The organism is Streptococcus sp. 10824, assembly GCF_013276595.1.
In the GTDB taxonomy this organism is placed as follows: domain Bacteria; phylum Bacillota; class Bacilli; order Lactobacillales; family Streptococcaceae; genus Streptococcus; species Streptococcus pseudopneumoniae.
Map to the genome: position 1 here is coordinate 1 of NZ_VMLH01000034.1, position 21,689 is coordinate 21,689.

Annotated in this window: 20 protein-coding genes; 1 reads left to right on the forward strand and 19 read right to left on the reverse strand. The window is 41.4% G+C overall.

The genetic code is table 11. The features are described from left to right. Positions 1-83: 83 nt before the first annotated feature. The 19 genes from thrB to HT701_RS03740 form a co-directional block, all read right to left on the reverse strand. Positions 84-953 carry a homoserine kinase gene (thrB, locus tag HT701_RS03650; RefSeq protein ID WP_119920003.1) on the reverse strand — a complete coding sequence of 290 codons (870 nt, stop codon included), beginning with the start codon at positions 951-953 and terminating at the stop codon, positions 84-86. 1 nt (position 954) lies between these two features. Further along, positions 955-2,241 (reverse strand): homoserine dehydrogenase, encoded by a 1,287-nt coding sequence (locus tag HT701_RS03655; RefSeq protein ID WP_119920002.1) that lies wholly within the window; start codon positions 2,239-2,241, stop codon positions 955-957. A 151-nt stretch (positions 2,242-2,392) separates the two neighbouring features. Then, entirely contained in the window at positions 2,393-3,130 is a 738-nt protein-coding gene (mecA, locus tag HT701_RS03660) for an adaptor protein MecA (protein ID WP_000782675.1), read from the reverse strand. Between the two features lie 201 nt (positions 3,131-3,331). Next, positions 3,332-4,366, reverse strand: coding sequence for a prephenate dehydratase (locus tag HT701_RS03665; RefSeq protein WP_119920001.1), 1,035 nt, complete (start codon positions 4,364-4,366; stop codon positions 3,332-3,334). Beyond that, positions 4,359-5,828 (reverse strand): O-antigen polysaccharide polymerase Wzy family protein, encoded by a 1,470-nt coding sequence (locus tag HT701_RS03670; protein WP_119920000.1) that lies wholly within the window; start codon positions 5,826-5,828, stop codon positions 4,359-4,361. Before HT701_RS03670 ends, HT701_RS03665 begins: the two co-directional genes overlap by 8 nt. 15 nt (positions 5,829-5,843) lie before the next feature. After that, positions 5,844-6,830, reverse strand: a complete 987-nt coding sequence (locus HT701_RS03675; RefSeq protein WP_119919999.1) for a glycosyltransferase family 2 protein — start codon at positions 6,828-6,830, stop codon at positions 5,844-5,846. Position 6,831: 1 nt separating this feature from the next. After that, on the reverse strand, positions 6,832-7,935 hold the full coding sequence (locus HT701_RS03680) for a glycosyltransferase (protein WP_171043382.1): 1,104 nt from the start codon (positions 7,933-7,935) through the stop codon (positions 6,832-6,834). Next, entirely contained in the window at positions 7,925-8,770 is an 846-nt protein-coding gene (locus HT701_RS03685) for a phosphorylcholine transferase LicD (RefSeq protein ID WP_119919997.1), read from the reverse strand. Before HT701_RS03685 ends, HT701_RS03680 begins: the two co-directional genes overlap by 11 nt. 125 nt (positions 8,771-8,895) lie before the next feature. Next, positions 8,896-10,170, reverse strand: a complete 1,275-nt coding sequence (psr, locus tag HT701_RS03690; protein ID WP_119919996.1) for a polyisoprenyl-teichoic acid--peptidoglycan teichoic acid transferase Psr — start codon at positions 10,168-10,170, stop codon at positions 8,896-8,898. Beyond that, positions 10,167-11,015, reverse strand: coding sequence for a prephenate dehydratase (pheA, locus tag HT701_RS03695; RefSeq protein ID WP_000686437.1), 849 nt, complete (start codon positions 11,013-11,015; stop codon positions 10,167-10,169). The genes psr and pheA overlap by 4 nt, the downstream gene beginning before the upstream one ends. Next, positions 11,012-11,488, reverse strand: coding sequence for a shikimate kinase (locus HT701_RS03700; protein WP_023939772.1), 477 nt, complete (start codon positions 11,486-11,488; stop codon positions 11,012-11,014). Before HT701_RS03700 ends, pheA begins: the two co-directional genes overlap by 4 nt. Continuing rightward, positions 11,481-12,764: a 3-phosphoshikimate 1-carboxyvinyltransferase gene (aroA, locus tag HT701_RS03705; protein ID WP_119919995.1), complete on the reverse strand. Its 1,284-nt coding sequence runs from the start codon at positions 12,762-12,764 to the stop codon at positions 11,481-11,483. Before aroA ends, HT701_RS03700 begins: the two co-directional genes overlap by 8 nt. Before the next feature lie 91 nt (positions 12,765-12,855). Then, positions 12,856-13,194: a YlbF/YmcA family competence regulator gene (locus tag HT701_RS03710; RefSeq protein ID WP_119919994.1), complete on the reverse strand. Its 339-nt coding sequence runs from the start codon at positions 13,192-13,194 to the stop codon at positions 12,856-12,858. A gap of 10 nt (positions 13,195-13,204) precedes the next feature. Continuing rightward, positions 13,205-14,308 carry a prephenate dehydrogenase gene (locus HT701_RS03715; protein ID WP_138700316.1) on the reverse strand — a complete coding sequence of 368 codons (1,104 nt, stop codon included), beginning with the start codon at positions 14,306-14,308 and terminating at the stop codon, positions 13,205-13,207. Between the two features lie 9 nt (positions 14,309-14,317). Next, positions 14,318-15,484 carry a chorismate synthase gene (aroC, locus tag HT701_RS03720; RefSeq protein ID WP_138700317.1) on the reverse strand — a complete coding sequence of 389 codons (1,167 nt, stop codon included), beginning with the start codon at positions 15,482-15,484 and terminating at the stop codon, positions 14,318-14,320. 9 nt (positions 15,485-15,493) lie between these two features. Beyond that, positions 15,494-16,561, reverse strand: a complete 1,068-nt coding sequence (aroB, locus tag HT701_RS03725; protein WP_000702126.1) for a 3-dehydroquinate synthase — start codon at positions 16,559-16,561, stop codon at positions 15,494-15,496. Positions 16,562-16,579: 18 nt separating this feature from the next. Next, complete coding sequence (locus HT701_RS03730) at positions 16,580-17,434, reverse strand: shikimate dehydrogenase (protein ID WP_000762494.1); 855 nt, start codon at positions 17,432-17,434, stop codon at positions 16,580-16,582. Continuing rightward, entirely contained in the window at positions 17,424-18,101 is a 678-nt protein-coding gene (gene aroD, locus HT701_RS03735; protein ID WP_000767767.1) for a type I 3-dehydroquinate dehydratase, read from the reverse strand. Before aroD ends, HT701_RS03730 begins: the two co-directional genes overlap by 11 nt. Then, the gene (locus tag HT701_RS03740) at positions 18,098-19,261 is read right to left on the reverse strand and encodes a class I SAM-dependent rRNA methyltransferase (protein ID WP_165852373.1); all 1,164 of its coding nucleotides are present in this window, start codon (positions 19,259-19,261) and stop codon (positions 18,098-18,100) included. The genes aroD and HT701_RS03740 overlap by 4 nt, the downstream gene beginning before the upstream one ends. Positions 19,262-19,410: 149 nt before the next feature. On the opposite strand from HT701_RS03740, the gene HT701_RS03745 reads away from it, so the two are divergent. Next, positions 19,411-21,528: an LTA synthase family protein gene (locus tag HT701_RS03745; protein WP_172931234.1), complete on the forward strand. Its 2,118-nt coding sequence runs from the start codon at positions 19,411-19,413 to the stop codon at positions 21,526-21,528. Positions 21,529-21,689 lie beyond the last annotated feature (161 nt).

A 21,689-nucleotide genomic window follows, 5' to 3' on the forward strand; every position in this document is an offset into this window, starting at 1 on the left:
ATTTTCATTGAGTATAAACTTCTTTTCACAAAAAGGATATGAAACCCTCTGGTCAAGAGTTTCCCCATCCTATCTTCTATTCTTTATTTTGCTTCTACACGGACACCTTGGGTATCAACTCTCAAGTCATGCAGTTTTCCTTTGAAAGGTTGCTTTTCCAATTCTGCCTTAATCCTTGGCATCTTGTCATGAGAAGCCAGAACCATAACTGTCGGCCCAGCACCAGAAAGGTAGGTTGCATAGGCCCCATTTTCTTTGGTCACTTGCTTAATCATCGCAAATTCTCTTACCAAGTCCTGACGATAGCGCTCATGGAAGAGGTCTCCCTCGATTGCTTGCCCAGCGGTCACCATGTCTCCTGCCAACAAGGCAGCAACCGCTACATTGGCGATAGAACTTGCAGCAACAGCTTCCTTATAAGACAATTTTTTAGGCAAGACACTACGGCTGTCGCGAGTACGTAATTCATAGTTTGGAATGTAAGCTAGAAAATCACACTCTGGAAAGTCTGCTACGATAGCAGAGACTTGCCCTTCAACAGAACTTGCAATAACGAGATTACCATAAATGGCTGGAGCCACATTGTCAGGATGCCCTTCAATCTTGGTCGCTAACTGCAATTTTTCATGGTCTGATAAGTTGAGTTGACCCAGTTGGTTGGCTAGTTCAATCCCAGCAACGATAACCGAGCTGGAAGAACCCAAACCGCGCGCCAAAGGGACATCACTGGTCATTTTCAAGCGTCTTGGTTGCAAGTCTGGTACAACTTGCAAAGCGATTTTGAGCAAGAGATTACGCTCATCATGTGGAATCCATTTGCCAATCTGGTGCTCAATCAGCCACTCATCTCGTTCTTCGCAGACCTCAATTTGAAGATACTTGGTTACAGCTACACCGACCGAGTCAAAACCTGGCCCGATATTGGCACTGGTTGCAGGTACAATAATCTTCATCTTATTCTCCTAGCACCTTGAAGGTATTCAAGAGGTCGAATTCTGAAACCTTCTTCAATTCAGCTGAGACATTTTCAAGCTGGGCTTTATTAATCTTGTGTGTGATGATAACGACACGCGCCTTGTCACCCTCTTTGCCATCTTGAAGGATTTGCTTAAAGGAAATATCTTGAGCATTGAAGATTTCAGCCAACTTCAAGACCTGACCTTTTGAGTCTGGAGCCAAGATTGAGAAATAGTAGTTTGCTTTGACATCTTCAGGATTTGCCAAGACCAAGTCACGGCTATATTCGTTGAAGTCTTTGCCAATGGTACCATCATTCAAACGACGAACGATACGGACAATATCAGCTACAACACTTGTTGCAGTTGGTTTTTGACCCGCACCTGGTCCGTAGTACATAGACTCACCAATACCGATAGATTCTACAAAGACAGCGTTCATTACGCCATTCACACTAGCAAGTGGGTGCGCTTTAGGTAGGAAGGTTGGAGTCACTTCTGCAGCAATACCTGAAGAAGTTTCCTCAATAGAACCAACCAATTTCACTACGTAACCAAGCTCTTGAGCTACAGCTACGTCTTCTGGTGTGATATTGCGGATTCCCTTGTGGGCTACATCATCAAAGGCAATCTTCATGCCAAAGGCAAATTGGCTCAAAATAACCATCTTGTAGGCTGCATCAATCCCATCTACGTCATTCGTCGGATCGCTTTCTGCAAATCCTAGACGTTGTGCTTCCGCAAGAGCATCATCGTAAGACCAACCTTCTTCCACCATCTTGGTCATCATGAAGTTAGAAGTTCCGTTGACTACTCCAAGCACGCGCGTAATTTTATCAGAAGCCAAGGAATTTGCTAAAGTACGAAGAATTGGAATCCCACCAGCAACTGCTGCTTCGTAGTAAAGTGCTACCTTGTTAGCTTGAGCGATTTCTAGCAATTCTGCGCCATGGACAGCCAAAAGGTCCTTGTTAGCAGTAACAACGTGTTTTCCAGCTTCCAAGGCACGAGTGATAAAGGTTTTAGCAGGTTCGATACGCCCCATCAATTCCACTACGATTGTAATGTCTTGATCTGATAAAATATCATCCACATTGGTTACAAAGTTAAAGTCATTCCCTGCTGCAAGTAAGCGATTCTTTTCATCTTCATCCTTGACCAATACCTTAGCAACTTCAATCTCTGAATGTGCTGATTGATTGATTTTTTCTCCATTTTCCTTTAGGAGGAAAGGCACACCACTTGCAACGGTACCAAATCCTAGTAAAGCAATTTTAACTGTCATCTTTATCTCCTCGAAATTTTCTAATATAGCCATTATAACAGAATTTTGTGAAAATTCCTATCATAGTAAATCACTATTTCAATCTAGAAAAGAAAAAACGAATCTGATGATTCGCTCTTCCTAAAATCTAGAAATAATTTTCCAGAAGTGATTATCCAATCTTTTGCAGATTGGTCACTGCATCGTGATTCATCAAGACTTGGCCATACTCCTGCAAGACTGAACGACTGATATCACTATCGTCCGCAAACTCGCGCATACGGGCCAACAGCCAAGCTGGATATGGACTTGGATGATTTTCAATATCCACTAAAATGGTCAAATAATAGCGCTCATTCATCTTGTAGAGTTCAGAAGTTTCCATCTCAAAAGTCACTGTCTTAGCAAAAGCCACCAAGTCAGCCAACTTAGCAAAAGAAAGGATGTAGTAGATGTAAGGTTCTTTCTTACTCTCAGCTTCTTGTTCAGCCTGCTCCTGCTCTTCTTCCTTGGCTTCGACTTGCTCTAAAGATTGAATCGCTTCGATATCATCCTTAGTTTTGTCTGCGATGCTCTTTTCTAAGGTTTTAATAAACTCATCTGGCGACATTTGAGCCAATTCTTCCATATCTGGTAAATCCGATAAATCTTCAAAATCTAGATTTTGGTCAATCTTTGATTTGGTTACAAAGACATCAACCTTATCAGGTTTTGGAGTCACACGGAAGCTCAACATACCTGTATCTAGAAAGCTATCAGGCATCTCTAACTCATCCAAGATAGCATAAAAAAACTCTTCTGTTTTTTCTTGAGGGACAAGAAAGTCAGCAATCTCCATGCCACGATCCATCAAATCCTCTAAAGACATCGTGATTTTCAAAGTTGTATCACTAATTTGTTTCATTTTCATTGCTAGTAACCTCATACTTTCAGTTCTATCTATTATACTAGATTTTTACGATTTTATCAAAAGAAGGCTCCTCTATACGGATAGATTTTCCCTAGGGTCTTTCTATAGGAGACTCCAAGAGAAAATTTCTGCAGACAGATAGAAAAAGCCTTCAAAATCAAACTTCTTGTTCGACTTTGAAGACCTAATACATCAGAAAGCTTATAGTTTAAAGGTTGCTACACCGAGGATAGAACGATTTAAGTTTCTAAGAATTTGAAGACTTTGTTCAAATTTCTTATAACGAGTCACTCCGTACTCTTCAACAAGAAGGACTGTATCTCTTTCCAAAAGAGATGATACATCCTGTAAATCTACAAAATGCATTCCTTTTAAAGCCTCTTGACTCTGTTTCAATTTATCTAGGATAGCTTTATTTGAGCTAACGATTGTTAATTCTTGTCCAGCATTTTTGTATGACAAGACATCTGCTAGGTTAGCAATTGTTGTAATCTCTGTTACAAAATCAATTTGATACGGAGAAAAATCACCTGCTCTATTGATTGTTGGATTAAAGAGATAAACCAATACATTTCCCATCACAACCAAAATCACACAGACTACTCCAATAACAGCTAAACGGAGAATCAAATTCTTCACATTCAATCCAAGCGCTGTCTCACCGTTTGCATTCAATTCTTTAGAGTTGATGGTTTCCAATTTTTCAATTTTTACATTTGCAAAAGTGTGTTTAAATTTCTCAATCAATCCATCAATTTTTCGCTCTAACAAATCATTAGCATCTTTACTTGATGTCAAAATTTTCACACCAACCCCTGCATCGTCAATCATATAGTAGACGGTCAATTTTTTCCACCAATAATCATTCGTTGAATTTTTCAAGGTTGTCTCTGTCGTGTCTAATTCACTGGCAATTTTTTTCAACTCACTGGGCTCTACATCATTGAAAAGATAAGCTCCATTCAAATTACCATCAATCAATTTCCCATAAAAATCACTATAACCACCAATTTGATGATTCAAAATTGTTTTAGCTGAGTCTTCTGGAGGAGTGATTTTATAGCTAAGATAAGTTGAATAACTTGTTGTATCTTTGACAGTGTTTTTATTCCTAACTGCTTTAATTGTAAATGGTACAGCAATGAGAGCAAATAAAACGATGAGAGCTAAAATATTTACTTTTCGTTTTTTATAAAGATTTGCAAATAAATCAGCTACTGAATAATGTTCAAACATGATTTTTTTCTCCTTTGTTTAGTAGATACTGGTTTTCTTTTGTAAGTATTTTTGCTACGAATATCATCACAAGAACAATTCCCCAGAATTGCATTGTAAATAAATTGAAGAAACTTTCTGAAAAGCTGCTTCTTGGCATAAAGAATAGATTATTCAAGATGAGTAGGGATAAAGCAAATAGGATTGTCCTTGAGCGATAGGCTACTTGCAGCATGGCTATAAATAAGACACCGAGTAAGAGACTAAGTAGAAAGACTCCTATCATACCATAGTCTGTATACAACTCCATGATATAGCTACTTCCGATACCATGTCCTTTTAAATATTCCTTGTTCAAGACAAGATAGGATAGATTATGGGCATAACTATTACTATCAATAGCCAATTCCACACTATTGGTTGTATGCTCAAAGGCTTTTCCTCCGAAAATTGCCCCCAAACTCCCCCTTGCAAAATAATCAAGAACAGGACCAAAAGTAAAATTACGGAAATCTCGGTAAGGGAGGCTACTGTTAAATAGAAAACCTCGAGCCAGAACACCAAAACTAGTTCCTTGTTTATAGATAAAGTCAAGTAAGATATCCCAGAAACCTGTATGGGAAACTTGGACATTATCCCGTACATAATTGAGCACTCCCATCGCTAACATGAGAATAGGAGAACCTACAAAAATCGCTAACTTTTCTTTAAACCCAATCCATTTTCCCTTTTCTGTTTGCTCCCGCATAAAGTAATAAACAAAAGCAAATAAAATACTTAAAATAAAAGGATTTCGTGTCCCGATTGCCAAATGAATAGTATTGGCTGCAATAAAGGAGATAAGCACTGCTGTGGCCTGCCATTTCTTTGGCTTGGTTGCCAAATACATACACATTGCATAGACCGTAAATGTTGATAAGATATAGGTAAAATAAGGCAGTTTACTTTCAAAATTTGCATAGTAGGCATAGTAGGAAGTCTGCAAGCGATACAGGAGTCGTTCAAATAACCGAATGAAATAGAAAGGATAGGTTAGAAGAAAAACTCCTAGTGATACAAAGCGTAACCGCTTGGTATAAACCTCTTTTAGAGAACTTCCTATATTTGCTACTTTTATTTTCTTCCTAGCTATGAAGTAACGAGCTAGGATACCTCCTGTCGTCAAGCCCAGAATCGAAACCATGACGACTATAAAGGCAAAGCGATAGGCTATGGGATGATAGGTATCCAGAGCGCCATCCCTAAAATAATCAATGGTTGGTCTTGATACCAGAAAGACAAAAATGGTTAAATAGAAAATAAAATGGATTAAGTAATACTTGATATCATTCCAGCAGGCAATTAAGCTACTAACCAACAAGAACAATAAAGTAGAAAGTAAGCTAACATTATTATTATTAAACAGATACACAATTCCACTTACTAGCGTCAAGGCATAACTGACTATGGTCAAACTAAATAACAATCGTTTTCCATCAATCACTTGCTCACCCCCGTTCTAATGTAATTTTTTAGATTTTTCAATATTTTTTAGTAATAAGAATCGGTATAAGGAAATATTTATGAATAGAGCCAAAGCACTAATTCTTCTCCCCTTACGGAAAATTGGATTCCTAGCAATAGCAAAGACATGGCCTTTTAAAAAACGATGAATCTGAGAATAGGCTTCAAATTGTTTATACTGATCATCTAGTAACATCTTATCCAGAATAAAGAAGTGGGCATAGGCCAATCTGAAAAAAGCAACCTCTTTCAAATCAGGATAGTTTTTCATAACTTCATTATAAAACTTTTGGTAGATATCAATATAGGCTAAATCCTTCTCTGCATAGGGTTTGGTCGTAATGCTATCCCCTCTATGGAAATAGTAATAATAGGGTTTGGTATTAACCACATACTTCTTGGCCAACTTGATTAAATCAAAATGATAATAGGCATCTTCGTAAATCAATCCCTTTGGAAAGGATAGGGCAGTTGCAATCTCTCTCTTGATTAGCTTATTGCAAATCGTTCCTGGTATTTTTTCACCTATGAGGTATTCCTTTAGAAATGTTTGAGAATCACAGACAAAATACTCATCCTGATTGGCTGACTGTGGGCTTTCATCATTAGCATAGACATTCATGACACCACAGCTCGAAACATCCGCATCTTCTTGAACTAATTGCTCATATAAGCTCTGAATCATTTCTGGATGGATATAATCATCTGAGTCAATAAAAATCAGATAATCCCCCTGAGCCTGCTTCATTCCATCATTTCGTGCTTGTGACAATCCTTCATTCTTTTTATGAAGTACTGACACCCTGTCATCTAGTTCAGCGATTGAATCACACAAGCGACCACTTTCATCTGTTGCACCATCATCAACAAGAATAATTTCCAGATTTTGATAGGTCTGCTTCTGAATGGAAGCTATCGATTTTTCTAGGTACTGCGCCACATTATAGACTGGCACAATGACACTAATTAATGCAGTTTCCATGCTACTCCTCTAATAGTTTTTCTACTTGTTCGATTTGTTTGGCAATTGTGAATTGTTGAATGAATTGGCTAGCCTCATCGACATCAAAGTTTGAGGCAGAAGTCATGTAATTAGTAATCGCCTGAGCTGCCTCTTGATTGCTCTCAATGATTTGTCCAAATCGTCCTTCTTGGGATAATTCCTCAGCCCCTCCGACATCCGTAGAGACAAAAGGAAGACCCAGACTCAAGGCCTCCACATACACTCCAGGAAAACCTTCTTGTTTAGACATAGACAAGAGGACCTTCATCTGAGACAAATACTGGTAAGGATTTTTTTGATAACCAAGGAAATGTACATAGTCCTCAAGCTCATACTCTTTGACCCGTTTTTTCAGTTCTTCTTCCATACCACCAGCACCTATAAAGTAAAGGTGATAGTTTTTTCCCTCTTGGTGTAATAATCGTATCACTTCCACTACACGGTCAGAACCCTTATTTTCCTCAATCCGTCCGATAGTACAGATACTTTGAGGAGCAATCTCGATATCGATCTTCTCTTGAGATTTTTCTAGAATAGTCTGAAAATCATATCCATTGTAGATTGTCTGTAATTTAGAAGCATAATCTGGATAAACTTCCTTGATAGAATTGCTGGTCTTTTTTGAAATCCCTACAATTGTATTCGCAGCATCCAACTGGCTTCTATGTGATTCTCTTTTAGAGCTATCCTTAAGAAGTTCTTCGATACTTCCATGAATCCAAGAGATTTTCTTGACTTCTTTTCTTTTAGAAAACAACAGTGGTGGATTCATAATGGTAAAAGAAACTTCAACATCATAGTCATCTTTTACAAGCAAGCGACGAGTCAGCCTTGGAAAATAAATTCTCATTCTCCACAAAAAAGCTCGTAACCATCTAGCTTGGCGATAATCTTGAAGGGATTTTAAAATGCCTACATGCTTGGGAACAGATTCGTATCCCTTGTCAAAGTGCTCCATTTCAAGAATATCAATATCATACTTTTCTGGATCCAGATTTGAAACAATTGTCGACAGAATCTTCTCTGCTCCACCCCCGAGAGAAAAAGACCACATAAAAAATAAGATTTTTTTCTTAGCCACCATATTCTCCCTTGTATTCTGTATAAGACTTATCCATATCAGCGATGACAGCATCATGATGCGGTACTTGCTTATTTGCTGGTGGTGGCGTCATATAATCTCCAAAAGCAGTGCTGAGATAGGCATCGTAGCCAACTGGAATAGGCATCTCTGTCCCTTCAAATGGTAAGAAAAGATTGTCTTCAAAAGATGCGATTGGGTACTTATTTCTCATGTAGCCAGGACCTGAGCATAATTCTGTGATGCCATCGCTCTCAGCCAAATCATACTTAGTCATTTCTTTCTCAGCTTTTTTCCAAATGCGATAACGGAGAGATTTTGGAGTCACACCCAGTAAAATACGGCTTCCCCATTTCATAAGTGCGCCATGCTTTTCTGGAATAGTTTGGGCACAAAAGAGTGAATAAATCAAAGCCCAGCGAACCTGTTTCTTTCTCTCAGCTGGATTTTTCGGATAATAATCCAAAGGCAACACATCCAAGGCCAGACCATGTGGTAAATTCAAATCCTGCTGGTAAGGTTTGATACAGGTAGTTTCCTTGTCACGAATGGTAATAAAAAGATTGCGGTCTACAAAATCCTTGTTACTCTTTGACAAGAAATAACGCTCATCTGCATAACGAGGCCATAATTCTGCTAATTTCTCATAATCCTTACGAGGCATAAAAAAGTCTAGGTCGTCATCCCAAGGAATAAAACCCTTGTTTCGAAGGGCACCAATAGCACCTCCCCCACAGAGATAACAAAGTAAATCATGTTCCTTGCAAAAGGCAACAAAATATTCAGCCATCTCCAGACTACGAGCCTGAATTGCTTTTAAATCAGTCATATTGTTCATTATTCTTTCTATCGTATCGTTTCATTATACCACAAATAGGGGGTGAAAATCTATTGCAGACTGTAAAAAATCAAAGCCTGACTGCTATCCAAATAGCTATCAAACTTTGATTTTTCTGTCTTATCTTATCTCAAACCCATCTGAGACAATTTATTCTGATATTTGTTTTGATCGACAAGCAAGCCCAAACCTCCATAAACATCATAGGCATCTACCCAGTCACCCAGTTCTGGAATCGTCAATTTTTCAATACCATTTTTTGCTCCATCCAAAACAGATAAACCGTTTGTTAGAAGGAAAGTATAGGGTGCATTGGTTGAGGTCATAGCAAAAACCTTTCCAAGAGCTTCAGAACCAGTGAAAAGTTTAGTGGGATCTTTAATTTGCTCTAAAATTGCTGTTAAAACTTGTTGCTGTCTTTTTGTACGGCCGTAATCCGCCTCATCGTCATCACGGAAACGAGCATAATTGAGCAAGGTTGAACCGTTCATCTGCTGTTTTCCGACTTTGATGGTTTGGGTTGGAGACTCAGTCTCAGTAGCGTGTAAATCATCTCCGACTGTAGCTTCTGTTAGTGGGCGCCCATTCAATGTTGAAAATTGAGCATCAATTGTCACCCCATCAGGGAAAAGTGTGTCAATCGCTGTTGCAAAGGCCTGAAAATCAACCAAGGCATAGTACTTAATGTCCAAGTCAAAATTATCTTTCAAGACTTGACGAACCATTTCTGCCCCTTTTTGCCCCTCTTGTTCTCCTAACTCATAGGCTACGTTTAACTTGTTATCCGTCTGTTTTCTACCTTTAATGACTTGGCTGTAACCGTCTATATAAACCAAATTGTCACGCATGAAGCTGACCAGCTTCATTTTCTTATCTGAGCCGCCAACATTTAATACCATAATAGAGTCCGTCCGCGTCTCAGCACTATTTTGACCGATTCGACCGTCTGTCCCCATGATCAAAATATTAACTCCATCTCTAGTGTCCTGACCATTAAAGACTTGAACCTGTGCTGCCTTAGCATCAGCAGTTTTCTTTGCGCTAGCATCTTGGTAACCACGCAAAAACATGAATACCATGGCCAAAGCCACACAGACCAAAAGTGAAAAAATCACCATAAAAATTCGTTTAAGACGGAGCTTCCGTCTTTTCTTTTTTGGAGGGAAAGAGAGTGCTTGTGATTTGGATTGTGAGCGACTCCGGTTCGCATAGCTTGGTAAGTCAACCTGCTCTTCTCTTTCTTGTTCCAAGCTAGAGCTACTATTTCCCCTAGCAAGAGTTAGCTTTTCTTGCAAATAGGCAAACTCATTTTTTTCTCTCTCATTGAGATAATGAATATTTTTTAGCAAATAATCATAACGCAACTGCTCATGATGACTTAAGGGATTTTCTTTACTCATCTTCTCTCCTTTCCATGGTCTGATATTGGATAAATAGGATAGGCACCCAGAATTTTATACTGGATTCCAATCGCTTCTAATTCTTTTTGGGCAAAGTGGACCAAGTCCTTATCGGTATAATCCACATCGATAATGAAAAAGTATTCACCCAGTGCTGTCTTGAGTGGACGACTTTCAATTTTTGTCAAGTCAATTCCTCGCCAAGCAAAGGTCGACAGGGCCTTATAAAGTGCACCTGGAAGGTTGTCAGGTAATGTCAAGGCCAAACTCATCTTTTCAGTTTGTGCTTGCAAGGGAATAGAAGGCTTTTCAGCTCCTAGAACCCAGAAACGTGTGAAATTGGCTTCCATTTCCTGAATATCCTCGGCAATCAGTTCCAATCCATATTCTTCAGCAGAACTTCTAGGTGCAACTGCTGCAAAGGGCTGGTCTGGATGTTCGGAAATAAAACGGGCCGCATAAGCTGTACTAGCTGTTACCTCGATTTGAGCCTCTGGATATTGTTCATCGATGAATTTCTTTCCTTGAGCCAAGGCCTGTGGATGTGAAAAAATCTTTTCAATCTTAGTATGGCCTGGAACCACCATCAACTGCTGATGAATAGGCTGAACGATTTCTGCTACTGCTTGGATGTGAGCCTGATGAAAAAGATAGTCCAAGGTTTCATGAACACTACCCTCAATAGAGTTTTCAACTGGCACCACAGAATAGTCCACTAATCCTTGCTCATAAGCCTTGATGACATCTGTAATGTTGGCAAAAGCCTGCAATTCCTCATTAGGAAAAGCTGTCTGCACAACATGGTGTGAAAATGATCCCTTGGGACCTAGATAAGCAATTTTCATCTTAGTTCCTCTATAATTTCCTCCGGACTTAGCTTGGTCACATCCAAAATCCGACTAGCCACTTCCTCATACCAAACCTGTCTTTCTTGGAAAATAGCTGCAAGTTCTTCCTTGCTATTATTTAGAAAAAGCGGGCGCTGATTATCCTTATCAGCTGCGATACGTTGGTAGAGGGTTTCAAAATCTGCTTTCAGGTAGATGTTATCTGTATTAGTCTTGAGTAAGTCACGATTTCTCTGAGAAATAACCACTCCTCCTCCAGTTGACACGACTTGGTCTGTTTGTAGTAAATCAGCTAGGACTTCTGACTCTACCTGACGAAAGGCCGCTTCGCCCTTTTCCGCGAAAAATTCCGCAATGGACATACCTAAACGCTTCTCTATCAGAGCATCCATATCAAGGTAGTCTGGGTCTAAACCTCTTGCAATAGTCGATTTGCCAGCACCCATAAAGCCTAGTAACACCTTAGCCATGAGTCAAGTTCTCCAAATCATCAAAGAAGCTAGGATAGCTGGTATTGATGGCTTCTGCCCGATCAAGTTCCACTTCTCCATCTGCAACCAAGAGAGCTGCGATGGCTGTCATCATGCCAATTCGGTGGTCTCCAAACGTATTGACTCTAGCACCGTAAAGAGCGGATTTTCCTTTGATAATCATTCCATCTGCTGTAGGTGTGATATCTGCTCCCATACTATTCAGGGCGTCTGCCACCACCTGAATGCGGTCTGTTTCCTTGACCTTAAGTTCCTCAGCATCCTTGATAACTGTTACACCTTGGGCTTGGGTCGCAAGTAGAGCGATAATGGGCAATTCATCAATCAAACGTGGAATCAAGGCACCGCCAATCTCTGTTCCTTTCAAGTCTGAAGACTCAACAGTCAAGGTAGCAGATTTAGCGACTGGGTCAATTTCAGTCATTTCCAATTTTCCACCCATGGCGCGAATGACATCAATAATACCGGTGCGCGTTTCGTTGATACCCACATTCTGCAGCACTAGACGAGAGTTTGGAACAATCAAACCTGCGACTAACCAAAAGGCTGCACTGGAAATATCTCCTGGTACGACCACCTTCTGTCCTGTCAATTTTTGTGGCCCTTGGACTGTGATTTTCTTGCCCTCCACACTTAAATGGCCACCAAATTGTTGCAACATATCTTCAGTATGATTACGGGTGCACTCTTTTTCGATAATCACTGACTCCCCCTGAGCCTGCAAGGCCGCAAAGATCAAGGCTGACTTGACTTGGGCAGAGGCAATTGGCAACTCATACTGAATAGGTCTTAGGGTTTTCGTCCCTTTTAAGTGAAGAGGAGGCAGGTCTCGCTCAGTTTGTCCCGAAATGCTAACGCCCATTTTTTTCAGAGGAATCGTCACACGATCCATAGGACGTTTGGAAAGACTGTCGTCTCCAAACATTTCTACTTCAAAATCTGCACCTGCAAGGACACCTGAAATCAGGCGAATCGAGGTACCAGAATTTCCCATATCAAGGGCATTTTGCGGAGCTTTTAAGCCTTCCATACCCACACCTTGAATGGTAATAACCCCATCTTTGTCCTCAATTTCAACACCAAGGTCACGAAAAACCTGCATGGTCGAAAGAACGTCTTCACCTCGCAGAATATCATAAACCTTGGTCTCACCCTCAGCCAAACTTCCAAAGATAATGGAACGGTGGCTGATAGACTTGTCACCTGGAACGCGGATACTGCCATGTAAGTGGCAAATGTTTGTTTTTAGTTTCATACTGAACCTCATACTTGCAATACTTTTACCTATTTTATCATAAAAAGCCAGAAATTCCTTAAAAATTCCTGACTTTATGATAGTTATTTTCTTATTTTAGCAATTCTGAAACTGGTTCGAAAACAATTTTTTCAATGTCAGAAAGGTAAATGGCCAATTGTTGTTGCTTGGTAAAGAATTCTGATAAGAGGCCATTCCCTTGAATCTGCTTGCCAAAGCCTTCCATCTTAGCTTGGAAAGAAGCGTCTGGCATTTGACCTGTCTGAGCCAGTCTTTGAATTTCCTCTTGGAAAGCAACATATTCTGTAAAGATTTTGCTCGCCTCAGCATCTGCTGAAATCGCATCTTTAGCTGCTTTAACAGCCTTGTATTCTGGTAATTCGCGTAGACCGCGACTGAGTTCGTTTGCACTATCGTAAATATTTGGCATAATTTTCTCCTTATTTGACAACGACTGTGTAGTCGGTATTTTCTGTTATGAGATGCTCGGCTCGTTCCAAGTCTTGAGCATTTTTAAATGAAATTTGTAGGATTCCGTGAATATCTTCACGATTTTCCTCGTTGATGTGGATGTTAACCAAGGAAGTTCCACGTAGCAGTTCCAAAATCCGCAGGATGACATCTTCTTCATCAGGAACGTCAACATAGAGGTCGTAAGAGCTATCCACACCACCACGCTTATGGATTTCCATGGTCTGGCGTTGTTCACGCGCTTGGTTAAAAAAGTTCCAAATTTGCTCTTCATCCCCCTTACTAATGGCCTGACCAATCGCTTCCAAACGTTCCTTAAAATCCTCAATTCGGTCTAGAATAGTCTCACGATTGGACAAGAGAATAGAGGTCCACATACCCGGCTCGCTTTCCGCAATTCGGGTCATATCTCGAAAACCACCGGCCGCAAAGCGCCTTACCATCTCATGTTCTTGAGCATAGACCGCAGTCTGCTCCATGAGACTAGAAGCCAGAATATGAGGGAAATGGCTAATCTGAGAAGTCACACAATCATGCTCCTGGGCATCAATCTCGATAAAACGGGCATGAAGACCTGAAAGCAGATCCTTCATTTCCTTAAGCGTGTCCTGACTTGTCAGGCTTGAAGGTGTAAAGATATAATAGGCATTTTCAAAAAGATTGACATCCGCAGAAGCAGCCCCTGTCTTGTGACTACCAGCCATGGGATGGGCTCCGACAAAGCGAACAGACTTGCCAGCTAAATAGTTCTCCGCCGCATCTACAATGGCTGACTTAGTCGAACCAGCATCTGAAATAATGACACCTTCTTTCAAGTCCAAGTTGGCCAACTCCTTAATAAAGGAAATGGTTTGTTTGATTGGCAAGCTGAGAATGATGATATCTGCCAAAGGAGCAAAACTGGCAAAATCATCCGTTGCACGGTCAATCATGCCTTCTTTCAAGGCAATATCTCTCGAAGCTTGACTGCGATTATACCCTAAAATTTCATAATCTGGATGATCGCGTTTGATACCAAGCGCCATAGAGGCACCAATCAAACCAAGACCTGCGATATAGATTGTTTTTGCCATAGGAACTCCTTAATAGTTCTTTGTATAATCTCGGTGTTGGGCTACCGCTTCTTTTAATTCCTCTAGATTGTCTGATGAGAATTTTTCAAGGATTTCTTGTGCCAGAACCGTTGCCACAACGGCTTCCATAACCACTCCTGCTGCTGGAAGAGCGGTCGGATCACTTCTTTCGACTGTTGCCTTGTAGGGTTCATGGGTTTCGATATCCACACTCATAAGTGGTTTGTAGAGAGTAGGAATGGGCTTCATCACGCCGCGAACAACAATCGGTTGCCCATTAGTCATACCACCTTCAAAACCTCCCAGATTGTTGGTACGGCGGGTATAACCGTCTTCTTTAGACCAGAGAATTTCATCCATGACTTGGCTGCCTTTACGATAACCAGCTTCAAAGCCAAGACCAAATTCCACCCCTTTAAAAGCATTGATAGAGACAACTGCCTGGGCCAATCGCGCATCCAATTTTCTGTCCCATTGGACATAGGAACCAAGACCAACTGGAACACCTCCAACGACTGTCTCCACAACCCCACCGATGGTATCTCCATCACGCTTGATTTGGTCAATATAATCCTTGATTTCCTGTTCCCGTTCTTGGTTGACAATAGAAACGTCAGACTGGGCAGCTCGTTTCTTAATCTCAGCAACTGTGAGATTCTCAGGAACATCGATTTCCTTGCCACCAAAAACCACGACATGATTAGCAATCTCCATACCCAGCTCAGCCAAGAGGCGTTTGGCCACTGCCCCCACTGCTACCCGCATGGTGGTTTCACGAGCTGATGAACGCTCCAAAGAATTTCTTAAATCATCAAAACGGTACTTGATGCCCCCAACTAAATCGGCATGACCTGGACGAGGATGGGTGATTTTTCGTTTGCTTTTAAGGCGGTCTTCAATGTCCTCTGCAGACATGATGTCCAGCCATTTCTGGTGGTCCTTATTGACGACATCCATGGTAATAGGCGCCCCTGTCGTCTTCCCGTGGCGAACGCCCGAAGTAAAGATAACTTGGTCGCTCTCAATTTTCATACGACCACCGCGGCCGTAGCCACCCTGACGGCGTTTAAGGTCGCCATTGATATCCTCAGCTGTCAAAGGAAGCCCAGCTGGAATTCCCTCAATGATAGCTGTCAGACGGGGTCCGTGTGATTCTCCTGCAGTTAAATATCTCATACACTCTCCTTATTTTACCAAGTAGTCTTTCATCTCTTCCAGAGAAACTGGGTGAATGGTCGCTGAACCAAGCTCTGGCACCAAGACCAATTTCAAGATGTTGCCACGCGCTTTCTTGTCATGAGTCAAAGCCTGATAAAGCTTGTCAACATCCCAGTTTTCATAGTCAACAGGCAAGCCAAATTTCTGACACATAGCTGTAATGGACTGAGTTATTCCTTCTGGCATAAGACCTTTTTCCTCAGCCACCTTGGAAATCTGCACCATTCCCATGGCAACAGCTTCACCATGCATGACTTTCCCATACCCAGCCGTTGCTTCAATGGCATGACCAATGGTGTGGCCAAAATTGAGGTAAAGGCGAACACCATTGTCCAACTCATCCTCAACTACCATCTTGCGCTTGACCTGACAAGAATGTTCAATCAAGGTCTCTGCATGTTCCAGAATGCTCTCAACAGAACCATCCAGCTCCGTCAAAAGAGCCCACAGTTCTGGATCCTCAATCAAGCCATACTTGATGACCTCCCCCATCCCTTCAATCAACTCTCTTTTTCCAAGCGTTTCAAGGACAAGCGGGTCAATCAGAACCCCATCTGGTTGGGCAAAGGTACCCACCATATTCTTAGCAAATGGAGTGTTAACGCCTGTCTTTCCACCGATAGACGAATCCACCTGGGCAGTTAAACTGGTCGGAATCTGAACAAAGTGAATACCCCGCATATAGGTAGAGGCTACAAAACCAGCCAGGTCCCCAACGACACCACCGCCGAGAGCCACGATTCCATCGCTACGAGTCAACCCCTGCTTAACTAGAAATTCATATACTTTCTGAACAGTAGTTAAATTCTTTCTTTCTTCCCCTTCTAAAAAGTCAAAAACAGCTACCTGAAAACCAGCATCTTCTAGGCTGAGTTTGACCTTCTCAGCATAAAGAGAAGCTACATGGTTGTCTGTTACGATTAGCACTTTTTGTGGTTGCCACAGTTCTCGCAACCATTGACCAGCCTGAGCCAGACAACCTTTTTCAATCTGAATATCATAAGGATGATGAGGAATATCGATTCTGATTTTCATAGGAGAGTCTCCCTTTCTTTATTGGTATTTTTCTGTTAAAGACTGCCAAATCTCTTCTGTCGGCATTTCCTTGCCTGTCCACAGTTGAAAAGCTTCTGCAGCTTGATAGAGCAACATTCCCAGACCATTGACTGCTGGATTGCCCTGACTTCTAGCCCATTTCAAAAATGGCGTTTCAAAGGGTTGGTAAATGATATCTGCGACCAAGAGAGTCTCTGTCAGATTGATGTTTTCTGGAACTGGGGATGATTGACCATCCATGCCCACACTAGTCGCATTGACCAGTAAGCCCGAATCGGCAATCCTTGCTTGCAGTTCCGAAACATCTTCTAAAGCATACAAGTCCACTTTAAAGCCTGTCTGCTCCTGTAACTTGTCTAGGTGAGGTCTTGTTTTTTCCATAGAAACGGAACGAACAAAGACCGAAATCTGACTGACACCATCCAAAATGGCTTGCGCTATAATGGACTTGGCCGCACCACCTGCACCCAGCAGGGTCATCTTCTTACCTGTAATTGTAAAAGAAGGCAAACTCTTAAAGAATCCCTTGCCATCTGTATTATATCCAATCAAATTCCCATTCTCATTGACAACCGTATTGACCGCACCAATCAAGCGCGCCTCATCGCTCAGCCCGTCCAAATAAGGAATCACCTGCTCCTTATAGGGCATGGACAGATTGATGCCAAACATCTGGTAGCGACAAATATTGGCTACTGTTTCTGCCAAATCACTCGCTTCAATCTCCCAAGCAACATAAACACCATTGGTAGCTGTCGCCTCAAAGGCCCTATTGTGGATGAAGGGAGAAATAGAATGTTTAATAGGATTGGCAACAACTGCAGCTAAACGTGTATAGCCATCAAGCTTCATCCAAAATCTCCCTGATTTTTTTCATGCTAGCTAGAGAAATCTGACCAGGGGCACTAGCCTCATCCAGACTGGCAAAAGACCAACTCGAACCAGTCACATCCGCAGTGATACGAGAAACCTTGCCCACCTTACCCATAGAAATAGTTACATATTCCTGCTCAGGATTGAGGGTTTTAAAGCCCCGTGTATAGTTCATCAAGTCTAGCACATCCTGCTCCGTATGAGCCATCACCGCAACCTTGACAAGTTTTGGATTTAGGCTCGTCAACTCTGACAAGATTTCCATCATATTTTCAGGTGTTTCTTGGAAATTGTGGTAACTCAAAACGAGATTTGGGAAGTCCAGCATTTCCTCAAAAACATCCTTGTAGCTATAGTACTCAAAATCAATATAGTCTGGTTGATAGAGTTGCACCACTTCCTTGATTAAATGGATATATTCTTCTGAAGAAAGGTCAATTTCTCCCCCTTCAGAGCGAGTTCGTAGCGTGAAAACCAACTCACGACCTGCGAATTTTTCAAAAATAGCTGGAGCCACCTGCAAAATCGCTTCTTTAGGCAGATAGTCGGCACGCCATTCAATGATGTCGGCATCCAGGTACCTTGTGGCATCCAGAGCCTGGGCCTCCTCTAAACTTCTTGGCATTACTGAAACGATTAATTTCATTTACTAACCTTCATACTAATCACCTTGAGGTAATTACTACTTTCATCTTTTTTATTATAGGCGAAGTCTGCTGGAAGACCGTATTTATTTAAAATCTGGTAACTTCTTCCTGCAAAGCCTTTATCAATTTGTTCTGTAAATTTCTGACGGGAAACATTGGCAGCATTGGTACTAGCAATGATAATCCCTCCTGGATTTAAAATCTCAAGACTCTGGGAAATCAACTTGTGATAATCCTTGGCCACAGAGAAGGTCTGTTTTTTGTTCCGAGCAAAGCTAGGCGGATCTAGGACAATCACATCGTAGGTCAAGCCTTTTCGTTTGGCATACTTGAAATATTCAAAGACATCCATGACCACAAAACGATGGTCGTCTGTGCTGATTCCATTTGCCTGAAAATGCGCTTGAGACAATTCTCGTGAACGTTTGGCTAGGTCCACAGAAGTTGTCTGACTTGCTCCTCCCATGGTCGCAGCTACTGAAAAAGCTGCTGTATAGGAAAACATATTGAGCAAGGATTTGCCCATAGCCAATCCATCCACCAAGCTACCACGAACCTCGTGCTGGTCTAGGAAAATCCCTGTCATCAAGCCATCATTCATAAAGACTTGATACAAGACACCATTTTCCAAAACAGTGAAAAAGTCAGGTGCTTCTTGACCATAAACATGGGTAGATTCATAGTCCAAACCCTTAAAGCGGATCTTCTCATAGGCCCCTAAAACCTCAGGAAAAACCTGTCTAAAGGCTTCTGAGATGGTCTGACGAATCTGATAAACATAAGAGTTATACCAAGAAAAGACAGCATAGTCGCCATAAAGGTCCACTGTCAGACCCCCAAAGCCATCTCCCTCTTGGTTGAAGAGACGAAAGGCAGTTGTCAAATCATCTTGATAGTAGGCGCTTCTCTTTTCTTTGGCTTGTCTAAACAGCATTTCAAAGAAAGCTTGATTGAAGGCCACCTTGTCCTTACTAACAAACCAGCCCAAGCCCTTGTTTTGCTGAGAAAGGTAGGCAGTCCCAAGAAAGGTTCCTTCTTGACCCTGCACTTCTACTTCCTGATCCTTAAGATTGACATTCTCAAGATCACTGGCTTCTAGTAAAACTAGCCCCTTAGCAAGCTTCTTTTCAACCCTTTTGCTAACTCTTATTCTATTCATAACTACCATTATATCAAACTTTTAGCCAATTCTCAAAAAAGAAACTACCCTTGCTTTTTTACTCTTCTTTTAAAAAATGGTATACTAATACTAATAAAAATTTAGGAAGTAAATGTGTGAGAATTAATTTTAACAAAATCCAAAAAGCCATGGGTACCAGACTGGGTTTTGTCCTAACCCTTTTAATCCTCTATTGGCTCAAAACCTTATTAGCCTATGCCGTTGACTTTAATTTAGATATTCAAGTGGGCAAGTTGCAGGGAAATTACCTTGCCTTTATCGCCTTTTTCAATCCCCTTCCCTTGGGATTACTCCTGCTAGCTCTAGCCCTCTATGCTCGGTCAACCAAAATCTTTTATGGTCTGAGTATAGCTATTTATAGCCTGTTATTCATTTGGCTTTATTCCAACGTCTTTTACTATCGAGAATTTAGTGACTTTATCACGGCTAATACCATGAAGGTGGTCAGCAAGGTGTCTGTTGGTACTGCAGAATTAGAGTTACTGCGCTTTTGGGATTTCATCTATTTTATGGATTTCCCACTGCTGGCTTTCCTTTTCTATAAAAAATTCATCCAGCTGGATAGGAGACCTTTCAAATTCCGCTCCAGTGTTGCCATCACTGCTCTCTCTGCCCTGCTCTTTTCAGCTAACCTTTTCTTGGCTGAAATTGAGCGTCCCGATCTCCTATCGCGAGGATTTTCGAATTATTATGTTGTTCGCGCCCTTAGTTTACCCGCCTTTTTAGGCTATAGTGCCAACCAATCATACAGTGCCAACAAGGAACGTGCCAAGGCCTCTGAGACCGACCTGCAACCTATTACAGATTATATTCAAGAACATTCGGCTAAACCTAATCCAGACTATTTCGGCTTAGCCAAAGGGAAAAATGTGATTTATCTCCACTTGGAGAGTTTCCAACAGTTCCTGCTGGACTATAAACTCAACATAGATGGAACTGAGCATGAAGTCACTCCCTTCCTCAACTCCCTCTACCATTCGCAATCTACACTAGCCTTTTCGAATATCTTTAACCAAGTCAAGGCTGGTAAAACCTCAGATGCGGAAACCATGCTAGAGACTGGTTTGTTTGGACTTGACCAAGGTTCCTTTATGGTCAACTATGGAAGTACCAATACCCAGCAGGCAGCGCCTTTTATCCTAACAAAAAATGGCTATCAATCAAGTGCTGTCTTTCACGGTAATATTGGGACCTTCTGGAACCGAAATACGACCTACAAACAATGGGGCTATCAATACTTCTTTGATGCATCCTACTTCACCAAGCAAGACAGTAGCAATTCTTTCCAATATGGTTTAAATGATAAAATCATGATGAAAGATTCTATTCAGTATCTGGAGCATTTGCAGCAGCCTTTTTATGCCAAGTATATCACGGTGTCCAATCACTATCCCTATGCTAGCAATCTGACTGGCGATGAGCTTGGTTTCCCACTGGCTAAGACCAAAGATGAAACAATCAATGGCTACTTCCAAACAGCCAACTATCTGGACAGTGCCATTAAAGCCTTCTTTGACTATCTCAAAGAAAGTGGCCTCTATGAAAAATCCATCATCGTCATTTACGGAGACCATTATGGTATTTCCAACTCCCGCAATCCTGAGCTGGCACCCTTGATTGGAAAGACTTCTGAGAACTGGTCGAATTACGACAATGCCATGTTGCAACGAGTGCCTTTTATGGTGGTCATGCCTGGCTATGAAAAAGGACAAATCATCAATACCTACGGTGGACAAATCGATATCTTACCGACTCTCGAACACCTCCTTGGTATTGAGTCCAGTTCCTTCCTTCAAGTTGGGCAAGACCTTCTGTCTCCAGACCATCAAGAAATCGTTGCCTTTCGAACTGCCAATTCCTTCGTCACACCAAAATACACCAGCTACGACGGACGAACCTACTATACTGAGAGCGGTCTTGAAATCAGCAATCTTGATGAACAAGCTCAAACTGAACTAGAAAGCGTTCGGCAGGCAGCCAGCCAACAGCTAAAAATCAGCGACCAGATTCAAACTGGTGATTTGATACGTTTCTACCAAGCAGATCATCTTGGAAAAGTTGATACTGAAAGTATTTCTTACCTCAATTCCTTGCCAATTCTGCAAAAGATTGAACAGGAAAAAGGTAGTCAGTCAACCAGCCTCTTTAGCCAACGACAAGGCAAAACTAGTACTGACCTTTTCAAGGCACCAAGTTACCAAGAACTCCATCCCGAGTCTGCAGAAACTGAATCAAAATCACAATAAAAATGCTCTTCCATCGTGGAGGAGCATTTCTTTTTATCAACAAAAATCAAAGAGCAAACTAGGAAGCAATCTGCAGGCTGCTCAAAGCACTGCTTTGAGGTTGTAGATAAGACTGACGAAGTCAGCTCAAAACACTGTTTTGAGGTTGTGGATAGAACTGA